Source organism: Brevundimonas sp. (assembly GCF_013912065.1).
Classification (GTDB): Bacteria; Pseudomonadota; Alphaproteobacteria; order Caulobacterales; family Caulobacteraceae; genus Brevundimonas.
This window is the reverse complement of sequence record NZ_JACESA010000001.1, coordinates 365,765-385,533: the sequence shown is the minus strand read 5'-3', so window position 1 is coordinate 385,533 and position 19,769 is coordinate 365,765. Positions and strand designations below refer to the sequence as shown.

The following is a 19,769-nucleotide window of genomic DNA, read 5'->3' as shown; positions in this document are numbered from 1 at the left end:
TCGCCAGAGTTCGATCTGCGTTTGACGGGCTGTTCTTCGTTAAGTCGGCGCCGGGCGCCCCGTCGTCCTGTCTTCCGCTGAAGCCGAGCCCGCTATTGCCTTTAGCGGATCGGACGTCCGGAATCAGTCGGCGTCATGGGGAGGACGGCGGGATCGGTGGTGGACGGCCTCAGCCCGGCGTCGGCCCAAGCCAGAAGCTCATTTTCCGCATAGACCACTCGCCCGCCCAGTTTCCGGTACCGGGGGCCCGTTCCACATGTCCGATGCTTTTCCAGCGTTCTGCTGGACAAGCCGAGCAAGCGGCCGGCTTCCGGCGTTCTTAGAAATCGGCTAGGAACGCGTGTCGCTTCTTCCATGACTCAGATCCTCGATCGTGTTTGGACCTGCGAGTCTCCAAACACGATCGGGAAGATTATATACGGAAGCCTACGGTCGGAGGTCTTCGCTCCAGACGAACGCCGGTCGCGGCCATGAGACAAGCCAACCCAAGGGCCCGCGTCCTCCTCTATCGAACTGCGGCTCAGGCCTTGGCTGGTCCTCGGATACGGCTAGGCCCGATCAGAAGCGATAATCCAGGGTGACCATGACGCTGCGGGGCGGGGCGTAGAAGGCCTGGCTCCACATCAGGCTGCCGTAATAGGTCTCGTCGAACAGGTTCTTGGCGTTGACCGTGGCCCGGACATGGTCGGTCAGATCGACCGCAGCAAGCAGATCGACCACGGCGTAGGCGTCCTGGGTGACCGTCGTGTCGAGGTCGGTCGTGGAGATGTCGCTCTGCCACCGGACGGCGCCGCCCAGGGTCAGGTTGTTGTACTGGGGCAGGGTGTAGGTAGTGTTCAACTTGAGCGACTGGCGCGGAATATAAAGACGGGTGTCGGCGCCCGCGCCATCCTCGATGGACAGGTCGGTGAAGCCGCCGCCCAAGGTCCACTGCGGCGTGATCCGGCCGGCCACCTCAAGCTCATAGCCTTCAGCGACGGTGTCGACGCCGATGTAATAGCTGTCGAAGGTGCCTGGAATGTAGCCCGCGTACTCCGCGAGGCCATCCTGTTCTGATTTGAAGATCGAGGCGGTGGCGTAAAGACGACCGTCGAGCCATTCGCTCTTCACGCCCGCCTCATAGCTACGGCCCTCGGCGGCGGCCAGGCGGTTGTGGTCGATATCGTTTTCCGACTGCGGCGTGAACAGGTCCGAATAGCTGGCGTAGAGCGAGACATTGGCGTTCAGGTCATAGACCACGCCGACATAGGGGCTGACCTTGTTCTCGTCGCGGTCCTGAGACGTGCCGTAGGAGGAGCCGGTGGTCTTCACCTCGATGGCGTTGACACCGAGGACGGCGGTCAGATTATCAGCGAGGTTCAGATGGACGGCGCCATAGGCGCGGGTCAGCCGGTCTTCGATGTCTTCGGCCAGATAGGCGTCCGGATAGGTCGGCTCCGCCGGCGCGACGACGTGGGCGCCCTGATAGGCCGGATAGTCGAAATAGTCGGCGAACGCCTCCCATTTCAGGCTGTCGTTCGTCGAGGTGTTGAAGCCCAGAACCATCTGGTGGCGACGCCCGAACAGGCCGAAGTCCCCGTTGGCGATCACGTCGAACATGTTCTGCTCGAGCTCTGACGGATATTTGCCGCTCATGCCGCCGACGCCCAGACCCGTCACCGGATCGGGGTTGCCGTAGGCGTACAGCAGTTTGGCGTCTTCCTCGGATTCGCGATGGGTGTAGACGCCCTTGATCGTCCAGCCGTTGTCGAAGGCATAGGACAGTTCGCCGAAACCGATATCGTGGTGGGTGTCCCAATAGGTCCAGGGCGCGCCTGTGGTTTCCGAAGGATCGTAATCGATCGGGGTCCCGTCCGAATAGACCAGGGGCAGGGCGCCCCAGTTCACGCCCGTGGCCAGATTGTCCTGACGCGAGAAACCGGCCGTGGCGTTCAGCTTGGGCGTCACATCCCAGGTCAGGATGCCGTAATAGAGGTTCCGGTTGACCCCGTAGTAGTTGAGGTACGAGTCGCTGTCGGTGTTGGCGTAGACCACGCGGCCGCGCACCGTCCCGGAGTTATTGAGCGGGCCGGAGACGTCGGCCGTCAGGCGCGTCTCGTCCCAGGTGCCGTATCCCGCGGAGGCGGAGGCCTGGAAGTTCTCCGTCGGACGCTTGCGGATATAGTTGATCGTCGCCGAGGGATTGCCCGTTCCGGTCATCAGTCCATTGGCGCCGCGCACGGCTTCGACCCGTTCATATTGAGCGACGTCCAGGGCGCCGGCCTGCAGGCCCCAGTCCAGCGGCTGGCCTACGCCGTCCACCTGGAAGTTCACGATGTCGAAGCCGCGGGAGGTGTAATAGGTTCGGTCCGTCTCGACCGCCTCGACGTTGACGCCGGGCAGGGTCGCCAGAAGCTGGTTCACGTCGGTCAAGTTGAACTGTTTGATCTGGGCGGCGCCGACGACGGTGACCGACTGCGGCGTTTCACGCAGCGACAGGTCCAGACCCGTCGCGCCGGCCGACTCGCGGATCACGCGCTTGCCCATGACGACGATTTCGCCGACCTCATCCGACGCTGTCGTTTGAGCCAGGGCGGGACCGGCGACAAGGCCGAGAAGCGAGACCGAAGCCGAAGCGAGCAGGACGGAGCGAAGCATGGGGGGCGGCCTCTAGAAGAGTGGAGAGTTCAGATTTGCGATTGCATCGCATTATGAACTTCTCGGGGTCAAGGCGTCTTCCAACGGCGCGGGGGAAAAGCTGCGACTGTGACTTGAAGGGCGCTACTCGGCCGGGACAGTTTGGCGGGTCTTGGCCGCCGCCCGGCGCGGAAAGGCTGTCGTCGCCAGGAGCAGGCCGATCAGGGCCAGTGGAAGGCTGATCTGGAGGGCCGCCTGGGTCGTGGACCCATGCACCAGCAGGTGGCTCGCCGGCATGGCCAGGACGGAAACGCCGAGCACGAACCGCATCCACCGCGACGTCTCGGCCGCCGGTGCGTCAGTCAACCGCATGCTGGCCAGAGATCCGACGCCGAGAATGACCATCTGGCTCCAGAAGAGGATGACGGGGTTGAGGCCGGTCGGCATGGCGGCCGCGAAGGTCAGGGCGATGGCCGCCGGTGCGCCATAGACCAGCACGATCCAGAGCCGGTGAAGCGCGGGGCGCGGACGCCCCTTGCTCGCCGACTTCACCAGCCAGATGTCCATGCCGGCGGCGATCATCACCGTGAGCGCGAGGCCGAGGAGCGCATAGACGAATTTCACAGGCTGCCCGCCGAAATCGCCGAAATGCAGGCTGTAGACGCTGGCGGCCACCTGACGGCCGGCGGGACCGTCCGACATATTGTGGCTGCCGACCAGGTTCCCATCGGCGTCGAACCGCCAGGTTTCGCCATAGACCAGCCGATGGGGCGGTTTGGTGGTGATCTCGATGGATTCCTGGGGCGTGCCGACCATATGGACGGCGATGAAACTGATCGGCTGCTCCGGCTGGGCCGTACGGATCTGCTGAATGGCCTTCAGGATGGCGGGATCCCCCTGAAGGACCCGCCCTCCGGTCGCGGCCTCGATTTCGGACTGGGCGCCGAAGATCGGCTCATAGGGCTTCAGCACGTTGCCGTCGTAGGCGAAGGTTCCAAGCGCCAGAGCCATCAGTTGCGCCAGACCGATCATCGTCCCGGTCAGGGTGATCGCCAGGGCGAAGGGCAGGGTCCAGGTCCCCAGACGGTTATGAACATCGACCCGCGCCAGCTGGCCCTCCTTGCGGGGGCGCAGCGAGAAGGCGTCGCGGAACATCCGGGGGTGGGCCAGGGCGCCGCCGATCAGCAGGGCCATCATGCCTACGCCGAACAGGCAGACGACGATCATGCCGAAGGTCTCCGGCAGATGCAGATAATAGTGAAGCTCGGTCAGGAAATGGGTCAGGTCATGACGGGCGTCGCCGGCATAGGCGCCGGTCGCGTCATAGGCGCGGGCCTCATGGCCCCAGCCGCCGACCATGCGCGGCATGGCCTCCGTCGGCAGGCCGACGAACAGATCGGTGTCCAGCGGGCCCCGGTGCGTGTCGGCCAGCATGGCGCGACGGCTATCCGAAACCGCCAGGGCGGCGGCCTCCGGCGACACGGTGGTGAACTCCGGCAGATTGGGACGCTCCCACCGCTCGACCTCGACATAATAGACCCCGATCCAACCGGTGAGGCAGATCAGATAGAGGATGCCGCCCAGCGCTAGGCCCAGGACCTTATGCCCCGCCAGCAGGCGCCGGACGAAGCCGGGGGGCGACTTAGGCCAGATCGAGCGCGCCATCTTAAAGCGCCGCCGCGACGGGAACGGCGGCCGCTGCGCCCAGCAAGGCGATCAGACCCAGTGCGCGCCAGGGCCGCACCGCGCTCAGGCCCCAGACCAGAAGGGCGGCGAAGGCGAGAAGGAAGCTGAATACGGCCAAGACGAAGCGCGTGGACTCGTGCGCCGGCGTCACGACCCAGACCAGCAGGCCCAGGCTCATGCTCACGGCGGGGGCGGCCGCAACGACCGCGAGCGTACGCGCGGCGACGCCGGCCCAGGAGGGTTTCCCGGCGGGTTCAGGATTGGCGGCGCGCCGGATGTTCGGAAATCGCACCAGGGCGGGCAGATCAACGCCTCGACCGACCAGGCCCAAGGCCGCAAGCGTCAGGAGCAGGACGGCGAAGGCCGCGCCCACGTCCGGTTCGAACGCGATCGCCCACAGGCCGATCGACACGGCCACAGCCGCCCAGCCTCCCGCCACAAAGGCGCGGCTCCGCACGTCGCCGCGCCATTTCAGGTGCAACAAGGCCACGGCGCCGACGCCGACGATGGAGCCGAATACGGCGAGCAGGATGGATGTCATCCCCGCGTCCTAGCAAAATCAGCGCCTCAATCAAGGAATTTGAGACGCATTCGCACTTAAGGCAAGCGGTTCGGTCATCGCGTTGTGGTTTCGGACCCGAGGTCACGACCACCCGAGTTTCAGGTTCAACATTCGGACGGCACTAGAACCAGGCGACCTTACGCTGGCTGGAGACTCATCGAGACATAGGGCGGCAAGCTCAGGCCGGACCACCGCAGGCCATTTCGCCATGGCCACCTGGAATCGTCTCCGCCTCGCCCGAGCGCGAGGCTGTTTGATCAGGCCGCAGCGGCCTCCACGCCTCGTTCGGGGCGTCGGCTCCCATCCGTCGGCGCGTACCGGCCTTCAGTGCGCTTCCAGGCGCGACGACCAGGACCGAGCCCAGGCTTCCAGGGCCAGGGTGATCATGACCTCGCCGTAGCCGCCCCGCCACGCCAAGGCTTCGGGGGTCAGGGAGGCTTCGGCGCGGGTACGGTCGATCAGGCCTTGCTGCGCCAGGACGCCGTCAAGAAGCCAGGGGCGAAGGCGGGGAAGGCCCGCCGCCAGCATGCGGCCGTAGACCGAGGTCATATGGCCCTTGCTCCGGCGCAGCCGGATGGCGTCGGGGAGACGATCCGCAAAGGCGAGTCGGGCCAGACCTCGGTCCCGGTCGCCGGCGAGGATCCAGGCGGGCAGGGCCAGGCAGGTCTCGATGACGGGCTGGGACAGGAGGGGCGCCAAGGCCTCGACGGCGTCGTCCGAAGGCGAGGGCGACTGGCGGCCCACGCCGTCGAGCACCCCGGCGATCTGCAGGGCCTTGGCCGGGCCGAGCGCGGCGCTGTCAGGCTGGAGCCAGGGCGAGGAGGACGCCAGGGGGCGCGGGGCGCTTACGAAAGGCGCCGCCCGGATCGCAGTGGCGGCCGGGCGCGGCCTCCAGGATCGGGCCTGTGCAATCAGGTCCCAAACAGAAGCCTCCTCAAGCGCTGCGAGCCGCGGCAGGGCGGGGTGGAACAGGGCCGCCGGTCCCCGGACGCGCCAGAGGTCGGTGACGATGTCGCCGGTGGCGGCCTGGATCAGAATGGAGTCGCCGCCGCGTCCGGTCATCACCGCTTTCGCCCCGGCCTGGCGCAGGCGAGACGCCCACAGGGCGTCATGGGCGGGGTCCAGGGCGTTGAGCCCGGGCCGGAATTCGCCCGACACCGCCGCCAGCCGTTCGGGCGTGACGGCGCCGCCTGAGTGGTTCAGCGTTTCGAGTGGAAAGCCCAGATGATCGGCGAGGGCCTGGGCGTAGGCGCGTTCGTCGCCGTCCGGATTATCGGTGTACAGGTTGAGCCACAGACGGACCGGCGCGCCGACGGCGCGCAAGGATCCGGCGACAAGGCTCGAGTCGAGACCACCGGAAACCTCCGCCGCCAGATCGGGCGAGGCGGCGGCCAGACCCGCGACCGCCTCGTCGAGGCTCTCCCGTAGACGCGCCGCCGCCTCGGCGGGCGTCGTCGCCAACTGCGCGCCCTGTCGGGCGACATCGATCGGTCGCCAGAGACGGACCTGGGGCTGGGCCAGTGGAAGCGGCTGCAGGGCGCCGGGCCCGACGGCGACCGGCCCGTCGAGGAGCAGATCCTCCCAGACCAACAGGGGATCGTGCAGGGCCGCGCCGACGCGCCGCCAGGCGATCCGCCAGCCGGCGCGGGCGGGCTCGAGCCAGGCAGGGGGCGCGGAGGCGGCCAGGGTCAGGCCCGCGTCCTCCCAGACGACGCAATCCAGACCGCCGCCGACGTCCCGCAACAGGGCGGTCGCGCCGCAGGTCCCGACCCGCACGCCGACATAGGCGCCCCAGAACCGGGCGAGCAGGCCGTGTTCGAACCGGTGCGGATCGGTCACGGCCGCTGCGAAGCACGGCGCGCGGCGCGGAATGACCCGGCCGAAGAGGCGCCACGGCCCGACCCGAACGACGGCGGGTTCGCCGCCGCCGGGCGATGCGAGCCAGACGCCGGGATCGAGACGGGTCAGGGTCCAGCCGGCGCGTTGCGCGCGATCGGCCAGATCTCGCACCTGGGCCTCGAGTTCCGGTTGCGGCGCGCTGATCAGGACATAGGGGATCGGCATCAGAACACCGCGATCGGCGTATAGGCGCGGACCCGCTCCAGCCGGTCGCCGATGACGCGGTCGTCGATCTGCAGCCAGCAATGGGCCGCGAACGGCCAGGTGCGCACGCCGAACACCCAGTCGGTCGCCACGCCGCGGCGGGCCAGGCGTCGCCGCAGCTGAAAGGCGCGCTGCAGACAGGCGCCGTTCGCCGGGGCCCACGGCAGGGCGGCCGCGAAATCGGCGGCGATGACGGCGGCGTGCGCGCCGGCTCTTGGATGGAGGCGGGGCGGCCGGACCAGTTGATGCAGGGCGCGTTTGCGGAACACCAGGGCGTCGGCCCAGGCCTCGGCGACGGCGATCAGGCGCACCGCGTCTTGGGAGGGCTCGACCGACACGGCCCCCACGGGCGACCTCAGCGGCTTGCGACCCGCCTCGGCCGCGGCGATTTCGAGGAAGCCCGCGCCGAACAAGGCGGTCTCCAGGTCCGGCGAGGCCGCGATCGCGCCGTTTGCGGCGAGCGTGACCTCGTCCGCACGGGCGAACAGGCAGGCGTAGTCGTCGGCGTAGACGTCCAGGATGAGCAGATCGTCTCCGACCTTGGCCATGTGGACGCCGCGGGAGAGAAAGGGCATGGGGCCAGCCGGTTGGGCGACCGCCGGGGCGGTCGCCCGTCCCGTTCACATCGGGGTGCGGCTGGGCAGGACGGCGAGTTCGATGAATTCGCCGGGCTGGCCGTCGAGGGTCAGCGCGCGGGCGCTGCCGAAACGAACGAGCAGGGGGGTGATGGAGGTCTTCATCTCGGTCTCCTTGAGTTGTCGCCACGGATGTGGCGAGCCCAGTGAGCGCGCGCCTTGAACAGAAATGAAGCTATATTTAGCGTATATTTGAAGAGCGTCCGGCCTATGCTTGGGCGGGCCTTGCGTCTTCGGTTCGAGCGGTCAGGGCTTGCGGGTCGACTGCGGTCGCGCGGCCGCGAGATCGCGTCCGCTCTCGTTGAGCCACTGGGCGACGGTCGGGTCTTCGGCTTGCTGGGCCAGACCGTCATACATGGCCACGACCGCGTCGATGATCGCCCGCGTGCTGAGACGGGCGAGGCGCGGACCCACCCGGGCCTCGAACTTGAGGGTGGCCGACATCAGCACGGTCGCGAACTGGTTGTCGGCGCTGTGGAGGGCGAGATCGGGCGCGTCGAGGAGCAGGCTCATCCAGAGGGCATGGGGATCGCTGTCCGTGACCCGGGCGAAGCGGCGGATCAGATCGGGATTGAGCCGCATTCGACCGGCCTCGAACCGCTCGTAGGTGCGCAAGGTCACATTCATCCGCTCGGCCACCGTCTGCGCGGTGAGCCCTCGGCGCAGTCGCACACGTTTGACGGCCCCCGACGTCAGGGCGCCATCACTCGTCTGTACGGAAGCGGACTGGGTCATGAACTGAAGGATTTGTCGGCGACGACGACGGAAATAGCAACCAAGGGTGTTCTTTGGATTTCCGCAACCGTTGTCGCGCGTTCTGGCGGGCGACCCGACAAAATCTGGCGGGCTGCCCGACAAAAGGCCGCAAAACCGGACGTCGCCGGTTGCGAGGCGCTGAAATTCCGTCCGGATAGGGACGTGTTTCGTTCCCGGCGTCTCAAGGGCGATCCTCATGATCCGCACCCGCGATACCTTCGCCCAGGCGCTCGGCGCCCTGCGTCATTCGGCCCGCACGGGCGGGTTCGCGCCGGGGCGACCGGTGGTCATCCAGGACGAGGCTCGCCGTCTTCGTCTCTCGACCACGCCGGTCCGCGAAGCCCTGTCGTGGCTGTGCGGAGAAGGCCTCCTCGAGCGGGCGCCGCTCGGGGGCTTCGTCGCGCCGCGCCTGGACGCCTCGATCCTGGCGAACCTCTACCGGTTTCGCCTCCTGTGTCTGCAGGACGCCCTGGCGCGCGGGGGCGAATGGACCGTCGAGGGCCCACACGCCGGCCAGCTGGAGGTCGTGGACGTCTTCCGGCACCTGACGGCCAGCGTCGGGGATTCGGTTCTGGGCGCGGCTTTCGAGGGCGTCCAGGCCCGTCTCGATCCCCTCGCGCCCGTCGAGTTCGAGATCCTGTCGGACCTCGTGGGGGAGGTCGAGGCCCTCCTCGCCGCGCCGGACGCCGGACCGCCGCCGGGCGCCCTGGAGACCTATCACCATCGCCGCATCCAGGCCGCGCCCCGTCTGGCTCTGGCGCTCGCTCAAGGCGCAGGGCGGGCGGACCAATGAACCGGACCGGTCTCATCGGCCTTGGGGCGGGCCTCGTCCTGGGGCTTCAGGCGGCGAGTCAGATGTTCGCCTGGACCTATGGCGCAGCGCCAGCTCTGGGGCCCGCCTGGCGGCCATCGCCGGAGATCGCCCTGTATCCGCCCTGGGCGATCCTGATCTGGCGAGACCGGTTCAGGACGCAGGCGCCCGACGCCATCGCCAAAAGCGGGATGGTGGCGCTTCTCGGCGCGGTGGCGGGACTTGGACTGGGGGCGAGCACAGGCAAGGGGCGTCAGCGGCGCGTTCGGGGCTGGGGCGGGCTGCGGGACGCCGGAGCGGCGGGCCTGCTTGAAGACGGCGGCGCCGTGATGGGTCTGCTGAACGGGCGGCTGCTGGCCACCGCGGATCTGCGGCCGAGTCTGGTGACCGGCGGCACGCGCAGCGGCAAGGGGCGGGGGCATGTCGTGCCGACCCTGCTGTCCTGGCCGCAAAGCGTCCTGGTTCACGATCCCAAGGGCGAGCTCTGGACCCTGACGGCCGGCTGGCGGTCGCGCTTCTCCCACAGTGCGCGCTTCGCGCCGCGTGACCCCGCGTCCGCGCGCTGGAACCCCTTGGCGGAAATCCAGCCCGGCCCCGGCGAATTGGCCCAGATCCAGCGGCTGGTCGCCATCCTGTCCGATCCCGGCGGCGTGCGCGACGACGAGGCGATCTGGGACAAGGCGGCCTCGGAAATCCTCGAGGCCGTGATCCTGCATGTGCTCTATACGGCGCAGGACGCCGACAAGACCCTGCTGAAGGTGCGCGCGCTGCTGGCCGATCTCGATGATGCGGCCGAGATCATGCTCAAGACCCTGCACCGACCGGGCCCGAACGGCGAACCCGAGACCCACCCCTTCATCGCCGTGGCGGTGAAGGGCTACGCCGCCATGCACGACCGGTTCCGCACCTCGGTCCAGGGGACGGCGCGGTCCTACCTCAAATGGTTGGCCGGCGACGATCTCGAGCGGACCCTGTCGGCCTCGGATTTCGGGGTCGGGGATCTGATGTGCGCGGGCTGTCCGATCTCGCTGTATATTCAGGTGGCGCCGGCGGATGCGGCCGCGTTGAGACCCCTTGTGCGGCTGCTGTTCTATTCAGCCGCGCAGGCGCTGACGGCGGCGGAGGCCCAGGACGCGGCGGGACGGACCAAGCGTCACGCCCTGCTGATGCTGATGGACGAGTTCCCGCTGCTCGGACGGCTGGCCTTCTTCGAGAAGTCGCTGCGCCTGATGAGCGGCTACGGCATCAAGACGATGTTCGTCGCCCAGTCGCTCAACGACATCGTCGAGACCTACGGCCCGCACAACGGGATTTTGGACAACTGTCATGTTTACACAGCCTTTTCGGCTCTGGATCCCCTGACTCAGGACAAGGTGTCGAAGCTGACGGGGACCGTCTCGGAGCGGCGCACGACCCGCAGCGGACCGGCCCTGCTCGGCGCCGGACGCCATTCGGTGTCGCATTCGGAGATTGAGCGCCCCTTGCTCGAACCCGGCGAAATCCGGGCTTTGCCGGACGACGAACAGCTGGTCTTCGTCGCGGGCCAGAAGCCGTTGCGGACCAGGAAGCTGCGGTACGACCGACGCGAACCGTTCCGAACGCGGGCCAAGGCCGTCGCGCCGGATCAGACGGTCCGGCTCGACCTGCCGCCGGCGCCGTTCCACCCGTGGGCCGGGCGGCGCAGCCTGGGTCGGGACGAGGCGGCGCAACTGCCCCTGTTCAAGGAGGTGGCGGCGGCGATGGAGGACAAGAAGACCATCGCTCGGGTGGTCGGCGTGATGGGCCGGGTGGCTGAAACCTACGCCGCCGAGGAGGCGGTGCTCGATCATTTGCAAGGACGACGTGATGGCCAGGACTAGCGCTCCGGCCTGCCGCGTGCAGGTCTATCTCACCGACCCCAAGGTGGCGGTCGCCCTGAATCGTGAGGCGCGAACGGGGCGAATCCCCTTGAGCCAGGCGGCCGGCCGCGCCATCAGCCGCGGCCTTCAGACGTCGCCGCAGGCCGATCCCGAGGACCGGCTGCTTCGGCTGGAGCGATCGCTGCGGGATCATATGCGCGCCGCCGCCCGCGACATGCAGATCGTCCAGGAATTGCTGATCGAGGTGGCGCGCGCCTTCTTCCTGCGGCTGCCGGACGGGATTGTCGACGAGGACCCCACGGTGCAGGCCGCCGTGGAGGCGCGGATCGAACGCCTGCTGGACGCCACCGCCGCCCGGATCGTCGCCGGCGCGTCCAGGGAACGTCAGGCGCGCGAGGCCGCCGTTGCGGCGGGGCGGTCCGAGCCATGAACGCGCATGGCCTCGTCGGCCAGCGCAAGCGCGAGGCGCTTCGTCATGCGCTCGGACCGGACGTCCTCGCCGCCCTGCTCGCGGACGACGTCGTTGAAATCCTGGCCAACCCGGATGGCCGACTCGTGATCGACCGGAGCGGCGAGGGGCGGCGCGACAGCGGCGCCGTTCTATCGGCGGAGGCCCGCGAGCGGACCATCAAGCTGATCGCCGACCATATGGGCGAGAGCGTCGCGCGTGAGACGCCGCGGCTGTCCGGGGTGCTGCCGGGGTCGGGCGAGCGTTTCCAGGGGCTTCTGCCGCCGCTCGTGTCGGCCCCCGCCTTTTCCATCCGCAAGCGACCGGCCGTGATCTGGGGCCTGGACGACTATGTGGCGCGGGGGATCATGAGCGCCGCCCAGGCGGAGGTGGTGAGGGCGGCGGTCGTCGCACGCTCGAACATCCTCATCTCGGGAGGGACGGGATCGGGCAAGACCACCCTGGCCAACGCCGTCCTCGCCGAACCGGGCTTCGCCGAAGACCGGGTTTTTCTCATAGAGGATACGCCTGAACTCCAATGCTCGGCCTGGGACAGCGTCAGTGTCCTGACCCGGATCGATCCGCCGATCGGCGTGGTCGATCTGGTGCGGGATGCGCTGCGCATGCGGCCGGACCGGATCGTCGTGGGCGAGATGCGTGACGGCATGGCGGCGCTGGAAACCCTCAAAAGCTGGAACACAGGCCATCCCGGCGGGTTGTCCACCCTCCACGCCAACTCCGCCTTCGATGTCGTAAGGCGGATCGAGGGCCTGCTCGACGAGGTCGCTGCGCGCACGCCCACCCGGCTGGTGGCCGAGTCCGTCGACCTGATCGTGCATATCGGCCGGGTCTCGTCTGGGCGACGCGTGGAGGACATCCTCGTGGTGGAGGCCGGGCCCGACGGCGCGATCTCCACGCGTCCGGCGATCTGAAAGTTCGGACGCCGGACCTCCTCGGCCACACGGGGCGGCCCCGCTTGCGTTCAACGATCCTCGGGGCCTTGCGCCAGAGGCGGCGTGTCGCTGACCTCCTGGAGGGTGGCTGGATTGTAGAGCCGTCCGTTTTTCATGACCCAGTGAATCCTGCGGCTGTTGGAAATGTCGTCGCGGGGATCGGCGTCCAGGACAAGGATATCGGCGAACTTGCCAGGCTCCAGACTGCCGACCTCGCCCGAATGGCCTATGGTTCTGGCCGACCCCATGGTGGCGGCGTAGAGCGCTTCCATCGGCGTGGCGCCGCCGGTGGCGTAGGCGGCCATTTCCCAGTGCAGGCCCAGGCCCTGGATCTCGCTGTGGCTGCCCATGCCGACCAGGCCGCCGGCGCGTTGGACGCGCAGGGCGTCCGCCGCGAAGCGGGCGTAGGTTTGCTGTTCTTCCGGCGCCCAGTGCCGATCACGGAGCTTCTCGGCTATCATTTCGGCAGGGAAGAACCGCTGGACGCGTGGATCGTCCTGAGGGCGTTCCTTGATGATCTGCTCGAACAGGGCCGGCCATCCGCCGTAAAGGACCGACAGGGTCGGGGTGTAGCTGGTTCCGCTCTCGGCCATCAGGCGAACCACGTCGTCGTGGATCGGCGTGACGGGCAGGGCGTGCTCGTTGCCGGCGAAGCCGTCGAGGAAATGGGTCAGGTTCAGGTTCAGGTCGCTGGCGCCTTCTGTGGTCGCCATCAGACCCTGTTCGGCCAGGACCCGCGCCGTGCGTCGGCGGGTCTCGCGGTCGCCGACCATATAGGCCTTGATGTTGCGGGTGCGGTAATGATCGCGATAGCGCGACAGGACGGCGGCGATGTCGGCATCGGTCGCGTTCGGGCTGTTGCGGAAGATGCCGGGGCCGGTCGACCAGGCGCGTGGCCCCGGCATGCGGCCGGCGTCGATCATGTCCTGGTAGGCGAACACGTCGCTGGTGAAGGGCTGGACCTCCAGGGTCGAGGTCACGCCGAAGGCCAGATTGGCCAGGAACTCCCAATGGTTCACTTCGTGAACGGGGCGACGGATGGCGAACCAGTGGGTATGGGCGTCGATCAGCCCGGGGGTCAGCACCTTGCCGCGCACGTCGTGGAAGACAGCGCCTTGTGGAATATCCACCGCGCCGCGCCGGCCGACGGCGGCGATGCGATTGTCGATCACGACGATGTCCGCGTCCTCGATCACCTCGTCGCCGCGCATGGTCAGGGCCGTGCCGCCCCGCAGCACGACGACCCCGGTGGGGAGGTCGCGCGGCAGGGGGACGACGGCCTTCACGGTCGTGGCCTTGGCCTCCGCGTCCTCGCCCGCCTGGGAGAGGGGAACCGTGTGCAGGGTCGATCCGACCGACCAGGCGATAGTCTTGCCGCCGTCGGCCCACCCCATGAAGTCGGCGCCGACGCGGGTCAAGCGCACGGCGTTGGAGGGCGGGGCGGTCAGGTCGAGGCTCGGCGGCTGATCGCCTTGCGGGGCGGGCACATCGACCAGCCAGATCTGCGAGGCCTGGCGCACCAGGGCCTTGTCACCGGCCGGATTCAGCCTCACCTCGTCGGCGGCGATGGGCGCGCCGACATATTGCGACGGCGACTGGGCCACGGCGGCGAAGTCGATCCGGGGCTCGCCGCCTTCCAGCGGGATGGAGGCGACGCCGGCCGGCGTATAGACGCGCAGACGCCGGCCGTCTGGCGTGACGTCCAGAAACCGGGCGCCGAAGACCGGGGCGACCAGGGTCTCGGCCCCGCCGCCGACCGGCAGTCGGATCACGTCGGTCAGACGCTGGGGTGAAATCTCGCTGAGCGCGTGGATGCGGTCATAGCCGCTGGCGCGCAGGGCGGCGATGATCGCGCCGTCGGGCGAAAAGACCGGCTCGGTATAGAAGGCCGGAGCGGTCGTCAGCCGGGTCGGCGCGCCGCCGTTCGCGGGGATGGTCCAGATCGCGCCGCCGGTCGCGGCCGACCAGGTGATATAGGCCAGGGTCCGGCCGTCGGGCGACCAACTGGGCTGAAAGGCCAGGTCGCCGGCCTCGATCAGGCGGTGCGGGATTCCATCCACCATGTCCTGGACATAGAGGCCGCCCAGGGCGGTGAAGGCGAAGCGGGCGCCGTCGGGTGAAAGGCGCGGGGACTGGATGACGCGAACCTGAACCGGTCCGGTCTCCTCGGGAATGGACATATGCGTGTCCGGCCCGAGGGTCAGGCGCACGTCGGCGGTGAAGGGGATGTCGGTGCGGGCGCCGGTCTCGACGGCGATGCGGGCCAGGCCGCCGTTCACACTGAGCAGCATGGATCCGTCGTCCGGCGAAAAGCGGAAACGCGGCGTCAGACCGGCGTAATAGCCCCCCTCCTGGCCGTCATGGTCGATCGGAGCAAGCCGCCGGTCCTCGCCGGTGTCCAGGGTCCGCAGCCGGATCACGGTCCTCTGCCCGTCGCGGGCGGCGTAGGCCAGGATGCGGCCGTCGGCGGACAGGGCGGGCGACATGGCGCCGCCGGCGCCCTGGACGACCGTCTGCTCGGTCCCGGACTTCATATCCCGCCGGACGACGGACCAGACGGGCGGATCGGCGACGGTCCAGGTGTGACCCTGTTTGACCGAATAGTAGAGATAGCGGCCGTCCGGCGAGGCGACCGGGCCGACGGCGTTGTGGCGCTCGTCCCAGGTCTCGGTTCCGGCCTTGGTGAGCTGCACGCCCGGCGTCCCGTCCAGGCCGAAGGCCCAGATCTCGAACACCAGCAGGGAGTGAACCATGCGCGAGACATGGACGGTCTCGCCGTCCGCGCTCCAGCTGGGCGAGGTCATGAGGTTCAGGCTGGTTTCGCGCGACAGCATCCGAGGCTCGGAGCCGTCAGACTTGGCGATCCACAGATTGGTGGTCCCCGACCGGTCGCTGATGAAGGCGATGTGGCGGCCGTCCGGCGAGAAGACCGGTTGGCTTTCGAACGGGGTTCCGGTCAGCAGGGGGCGGGCGGCGCCGCCCCCTGCATCCACGGCGTAGATGTCGCCCAACAGGTCGAACAGGATGGTGCGGCCGTCGGGCGAGACGTCCGGGTGCATCCAGGTGCCTTCCCGCGCGGTGAATTCCAGCGTGCGATCAGGCGGGCTCTCGGCGTTCGCCGGACCGGCGAGGACGAGGGAGAGGACCAGAAGGGCGTAGCGCATGGCTCGACCCTACAGCGACCAGTCGAGTCGCAGGCCGAAAGTTCGCGGCCGGATGATCGAGCCGGCCGGAACCGCCTGCGAGGTGAAGGGTGCGTTCAGGACGCCGAACTCGTCAAAGGCGTTGTTGACGAAGGCCAGCAGGCGGATCGTGTCGGTCACATCGACCGAAGCGCGCAAGTCGACGACGTGGAAGTCGCCACGCGTTGCGTCGTTGCCGAAGGCGACCGGCGCCTCCGACAGATAGCGATGCGCCACCTCCAAGGTCGGCGAGCGGTCCATGGCCGGGGCGTAGATCAGGTTGCTGGCGATGGTCCAGTCCGACGAACCGGGCAGGGTGGTCCCGGCCGCATAGCCGCCGCCGACCGCGAAACTGTCGGGCAACAGCTCAGACAGGCGCGCGTCCTGCCAGGTGATGTTGCTGCTCAGCGTCAGCTCCGGTGTCAGGGCGAAGGCGCCTGAGAACTCCACCCCGTCGATATCGGCGCCGCCAGCGTTGGTGACGTATGAATAATATTCGGGCGCGTCGGAGAAGAGGCGCGCCTGGATGTTCTCCCAGTCGATATGGAAGAGGGTGGCGTCAAGGGTCAGCCGGCCGTCGATCTGTGTGCTGCGGACGCCGATCTCGTAGTTGGTCGTCTCGTCGCTCTCATAGGATTCCGGCACGCCCGGAAGAATGGCCGCGTTCGGGTTCGGGCCGCCGGTGCGGAAGCCCTTCGAATAGGTGGCGTAGGCCATGAATTCGCGCGACGGACGCCAGGCCAGGCTGACCTTGGGCGTGAAGCCGTCTTCGGATTGATCGACGCCGAAGCTGGAGGCCAGGCTGACCGAACCCGGCGCCAGCGAGCCGGCGGCGTTGGTGATGGTCGCCGAATTCTTGGTGTCGAAATAGCGGCCGCCCACGGTCAGTTCGACGGTCGGCGTGAAGGCGTAGGAGACCTCGCCGAACAGGCCGAAGTCCTCGTTCTTCGTGTCCGAGAAATAGCCGTAGATGGCGTCGTTCGGGGCAAGCTGCGCGCCAGTGTAGCCTGGATACAGGGCTGGGTTGGCGTCGATGAAGGCGGCGGCGCCCTGCTGGTAGATGCGGTCGCGGCTGGACTTTGTCGCTTCCAGATAGCTGACGCCGACCAGCCATTTCAGCGGGCCGGTTCCGGACGAGGCCAGGCGCGCTTCGAAGGTCTTCAGCTCCGCGTCCGCCACGCCCAGCGAATAGGCGGCGGCCTCGCCGGTCGTGACGCCGGTCACATAGGCGTAGGGGTAGGAGAAGACGGTCGAATTGTCCTTCTCGGTCACCGAGCCGATCACCGTCAGGTTTGCGAAGCCCAGATCCTGGTCCAGGCGCAGGCTGTTCAGCCAGAAGCTGGTCTCCTGCGGCTCGGCGCGGGGCGTGTCGCGGACATAGGGATTGTTCAGGTCCAGATAGGTCTGATCCTCGAGCTCGGTCTCCTGATAGGCGCTGAGGTAGGTGATCTTGGTGCTCGGCGTTGGGGTGAAGACCGCCGAGCCGCGCAGGCCGCGGGTGGTGAAGTCATTGCTGCCGTTCACGCCCGTGCCGGGGTTGTCCAGATAGCCGGCGTCGAACCGCTCCAGCGCCGTCAGCCGCACGGCCAGGGTGTCGGCGATGATCGGCAGATTGACCATGGCCTTCAGGGCGTAGTTGGCGTCGCCGTCGGAATTCTTGGTTCCCCCGACCAGGGCCGAGGCGGCGGCGTCATAGCCGGCCGTGTCGGCCGTCTTGACGATATAGTTGACCGAACCGCCCAGGGTGGACGAACCGAACAGGGTGCCCTGGGGTCCGCGCAGGACCTCGACCCGGTCCAGGTCGAAGGTGTCGACGTCGGGAATGCCGATCGGGAAGCCGGGCTCGACCAGCGGAATTTCGTTCAGATAATAGCCGACGGTGGTCTGGCCCTGCTCGTGATAGGTGGTCGCCGCCACACCGCGAATGACCACCTCGGAAATGCCGGGTTGGTAGTCGTTGAACGCCACGCCGGGCAGACGGACGATATAGTCGGACAGGCTGTTGGCGTTGGAGGCGGCCAGTTGTTCGCCGGTGACGGCGCTGATCGACAGGGCGGTCTGGCGCAGGCTTTCGTCACGCTTGGTCGCGGTGACGATGATGTCGCCCACGCTGGCGGCGTCCGACGTCTGTTGGGCCTGACCTTGGGCGTGGGCGGCGGTGGCGAGCAGCACGGCGGCGGCCGAGCTCAGGGCGGTGCTGGTGAGAAGTTTGGCGATCGTCATGTTCATCCCCTTTGACGTGGGATACGGACGCCCTTGACCCCTCCAGGGAACGTCCGCCCACGGTCGAACCCTCCGTCACGACTGGTCCCGCCCGACACATCCAATCCAGCGATGACGACGGGTCCAAGTCTGGTCCCGTGGCGTGAATGGCTTGGACCCGTCGGCAATCCTGAACTGGATGTTTCGACAGGCCCAGCGTCCGGTGCGATGGTGCAAGGTCGTGGATGTGGGAGCCGCCGAAATGATCAGTCGTCGCCATATGCTGGGCCTGGGCCTGGCTTCGGCCGCCCTCGCTGGGCCGGCCGTCAGGGCCTGGGCGCGGGCCGTCGATACGGGGCTGGATCTGGCCTTGGTCAATTGCGTGGCCTGGACGGGCCGTCCGGATGCGCCGGCGACCGACGCGGTGGGCGTCGCCGGCGAGCGGATCGCGGCCTTGGGCGCAGAGGCCGTGCGCGCCCTGATCACGCCCCGGACTCGCGTCCTCGACCTGGGCGGGGCCTTCGTCATGCCGGCCTTCATGGACAATCACACCCACTTCCTTTGGGGCGCGACCATGCTGTCCCAACCGGTGCTGCTGGACTCGACCGACCGCGCCGACTTCGCCCGTCGCGTCGGGGCGGCGGCGCAACACATCCGGCCCGGCAAATGGCTGCAGGGCGGAAGCTGGGACGAACAGCGGCTGGGCGGCGTGCTGCCCAGCCGCGACTGGGTCGACGCCGTCACGCCCGACACCCCCTTTATAGCCCCGCGCACCGACCTGCACATGTATCTGGCCAATAGCGTCGCGCTGAGACTGGCCGGGATCAGCCGCGACACGCCGGACCCGGCGGGCGGGGTGATCGATCGCGACGCTGCGGGCGAGCCGACCGGCATATTGCGCGACAACGCCAAGGCCCTGATCGACCGCGTCGTTCCGCCCGCCACCGACCAGGACGCAGACCAGGCCATGCGCGACGGGATCGCCCACGGCCTGAAACACGGCGTCGCCCAGGTCCATGCGCCCGAGATCAGCTGGGGCACGCATGAGGCGCTGATGCGGATGCGCACGCGCGGCCAGCCGGACATGCGTTTCTACTCCTTCGTGCCGTTGCAGGACTGGGAGAAGATCGCGGCCTATGTCGCCGAGGAGGGCAGGGGCGACGACTGGATCCGATGGGGCGGGGTCAAGGGTCTGGCCGACGGCTCCCTGGGGTCGCGCACGGCCCTGTTCAACGCCCCCTATACCGACGCTCCAGACCAGCGTGGGACACGGGTCATGGGGTTGGACGAACTGCGTGAGATGACGCTGGCGGCGGACGCCCATGGGTTGCACGTCACCGTCCACGCCATCGGAGACGAAGCCAATGACGACGTGCTCGACGTCTTCCAGGCCGCAGTTCAGGCCAACGGACCGCGCGACCGGCGTTTCCGCATCGAGCACGCCCAGCACGTCGTCCCTTCGGCCATTCCGCGTTTCGCCCGCCAGAATGTGATCGCCTCGGTCCAGCCCTTCCACGCCATCGACGACGGCCGCTGGGCGGTCGAGCGGATCGGCGAGGCGCGATTGAACGGCACCTATGCCTTCCATTCGCTGATGGCCAGCGGGGCGCGGGTGACCTTCGGCTCGGACTGGCCGGTGGCGCCGCTGGACCCGATCATCGGCATCCACGCCGCCGTGACGCGCGAGACCATCGACGGCGCCCATCCGCACGGCTGGCTGCCGCAGGAGAAGGTCACTGTCGAACAGGCCCTGACGGCCTATACGTCGGCCAACGCCTACGCCGGCTTCCAGGAGGACCGGCTGGGCGTCCTGGCGCCGGGCTATCTGGCCGACATCGTGGTGCTGGACGCCAACCCGCTGAAGATCGATCCCGAGACCCTGCGCGAGCTCAAGGTCCTGCGCACCCTGGTCGGGGGGCGCGAGCTCCATGCGGCCTGATCGGGATCGACGCGCCC

Annotated in this window: 14 protein-coding genes; 5 read left to right on the top strand and 9 right to left on the bottom strand. The window is 68.3% G+C overall.

All coding sequences use genetic code 11. The features are described from left to right. Positions 1 to 101 precede the first annotated feature (101 nt). From H2037_RS01830 to H2037_RS01800, 7 genes are all read right to left on the bottom strand, one after another. The gene (locus H2037_RS01830) at positions 102 to 356 is read right to left on the bottom strand and encodes a helix-turn-helix domain-containing protein (RefSeq protein WP_292116938.1); all 255 of its coding nucleotides are present in this window, start codon (positions 354 to 356) and stop codon (positions 102 to 104) included. A gap of 202 nt (positions 357 to 558) precedes the next feature. Next, positions 559 to 2,637 carry a TonB-dependent siderophore receptor gene (locus tag H2037_RS01825; protein WP_292116935.1) on the bottom strand — a complete coding sequence of 693 codons (2,079 nt, stop codon included), beginning with the start codon at positions 2,635 to 2,637 and terminating at the stop codon, positions 559 to 561. A gap of 123 nt (positions 2,638 to 2,760) precedes the next feature. Continuing rightward, positions 2,761 to 4,281, bottom strand: coding sequence for a PepSY-associated TM helix domain-containing protein (locus H2037_RS01820; protein WP_292116932.1), 1,521 nt, complete (start codon positions 4,279 to 4,281; stop codon positions 2,761 to 2,763). 1 nt (position 4,282) lies between these two features. Next, the gene (locus H2037_RS01815) at positions 4,283 to 4,843 is read right to left on the bottom strand and encodes a hypothetical protein (RefSeq protein ID WP_292116929.1); all 561 of its coding nucleotides are present in this window, start codon (positions 4,841 to 4,843) and stop codon (positions 4,283 to 4,285) included. 345 nt (positions 4,844 to 5,188) lie between these two features. After that, entirely contained in the window at positions 5,189 to 6,928 is a 1,740-nt protein-coding gene (locus H2037_RS01810; RefSeq protein ID WP_292116927.1) for an asparagine synthase-related protein, read from the bottom strand. Beyond that, positions 6,928 to 7,542: a lasso peptide biosynthesis B2 protein gene (locus tag H2037_RS01805; protein ID WP_292116924.1), complete on the bottom strand. Its 615-nt coding sequence runs from the start codon at positions 7,540 to 7,542 to the stop codon at positions 6,928 to 6,930. Before H2037_RS01805 ends, H2037_RS01810 begins: the two co-directional genes overlap by 1 nt. 306 nt (positions 7,543 to 7,848) lie before the next feature. Then, entirely contained in the window at positions 7,849 to 8,337 is a 489-nt protein-coding gene (locus H2037_RS01800) for a helix-turn-helix transcriptional regulator (protein ID WP_292116922.1), read from the bottom strand. A gap of 217 nt (positions 8,338 to 8,554) precedes the next feature. Between H2037_RS01800 and H2037_RS01795 the strand changes: the two genes are divergently transcribed. Genes H2037_RS01795 through trbB form a run of 4 tightly spaced genes read left to right on the top strand, consistent with a single transcriptional unit; the run spans position 8,555 to position 12,408 of the window. After that, on the top strand, positions 8,555 to 9,151 hold the full coding sequence (locus H2037_RS01795; RefSeq protein WP_292116917.1) for a GntR family transcriptional regulator: 597 nt from the start codon (positions 8,555 to 8,557) through the stop codon (positions 9,149 to 9,151). Continuing rightward, positions 9,148 to 11,028 carry a type IV secretory system conjugative DNA transfer family protein gene (locus tag H2037_RS01790; RefSeq protein WP_292116916.1) on the top strand — a complete coding sequence of 627 codons (1,881 nt, stop codon included), beginning with the start codon at positions 9,148 to 9,150 and terminating at the stop codon, positions 11,026 to 11,028. Before H2037_RS01795 ends, H2037_RS01790 begins: the two co-directional genes overlap by 4 nt. After that, positions 11,015 to 11,458: a hypothetical protein gene (locus H2037_RS01785; RefSeq protein WP_292116913.1), complete on the top strand. Its 444-nt coding sequence runs from the start codon at positions 11,015 to 11,017 to the stop codon at positions 11,456 to 11,458. The genes H2037_RS01790 and H2037_RS01785 overlap by 14 nt, the downstream gene beginning before the upstream one ends. Next, a complete protein-coding gene (gene trbB, locus H2037_RS01780; protein ID WP_292116909.1) occupies positions 11,455 to 12,408 on the top strand; it encodes a P-type conjugative transfer ATPase TrbB in 954 nt (317 codons plus the stop codon). The genes H2037_RS01785 and trbB overlap by 4 nt, the downstream gene beginning before the upstream one ends. Positions 12,409 to 12,458: 50 nt before the next feature. On the opposite strand, the gene H2037_RS01775 is transcribed toward trbB, so the two are convergent. Further along, the gene (locus H2037_RS01775) at positions 12,459 to 15,593 is read right to left on the bottom strand and encodes an amidohydrolase family protein (protein WP_292116906.1); all 3,135 of its coding nucleotides are present in this window, start codon (positions 15,591 to 15,593) and stop codon (positions 12,459 to 12,461) included. A gap of 9 nt (positions 15,594 to 15,602) precedes the next feature. Beyond that, positions 15,603 to 17,834: a TonB-dependent receptor gene (locus H2037_RS01770; RefSeq protein WP_292116902.1), complete on the bottom strand. Its 2,232-nt coding sequence runs from the start codon at positions 17,832 to 17,834 to the stop codon at positions 15,603 to 15,605. A 241-nt stretch (positions 17,835 to 18,075) separates the two neighbouring features. On the opposite strand from H2037_RS01770, the gene H2037_RS01765 reads away from it, so the two are divergent. Beyond that, positions 18,076 to 19,752 carry an amidohydrolase gene (locus H2037_RS01765; RefSeq protein ID WP_292116899.1) on the top strand — a complete coding sequence of 559 codons (1,677 nt, stop codon included), beginning with the start codon at positions 18,076 to 18,078 and terminating at the stop codon, positions 19,750 to 19,752. Positions 19,753 to 19,769: the final 17 nt, after the last annotated feature.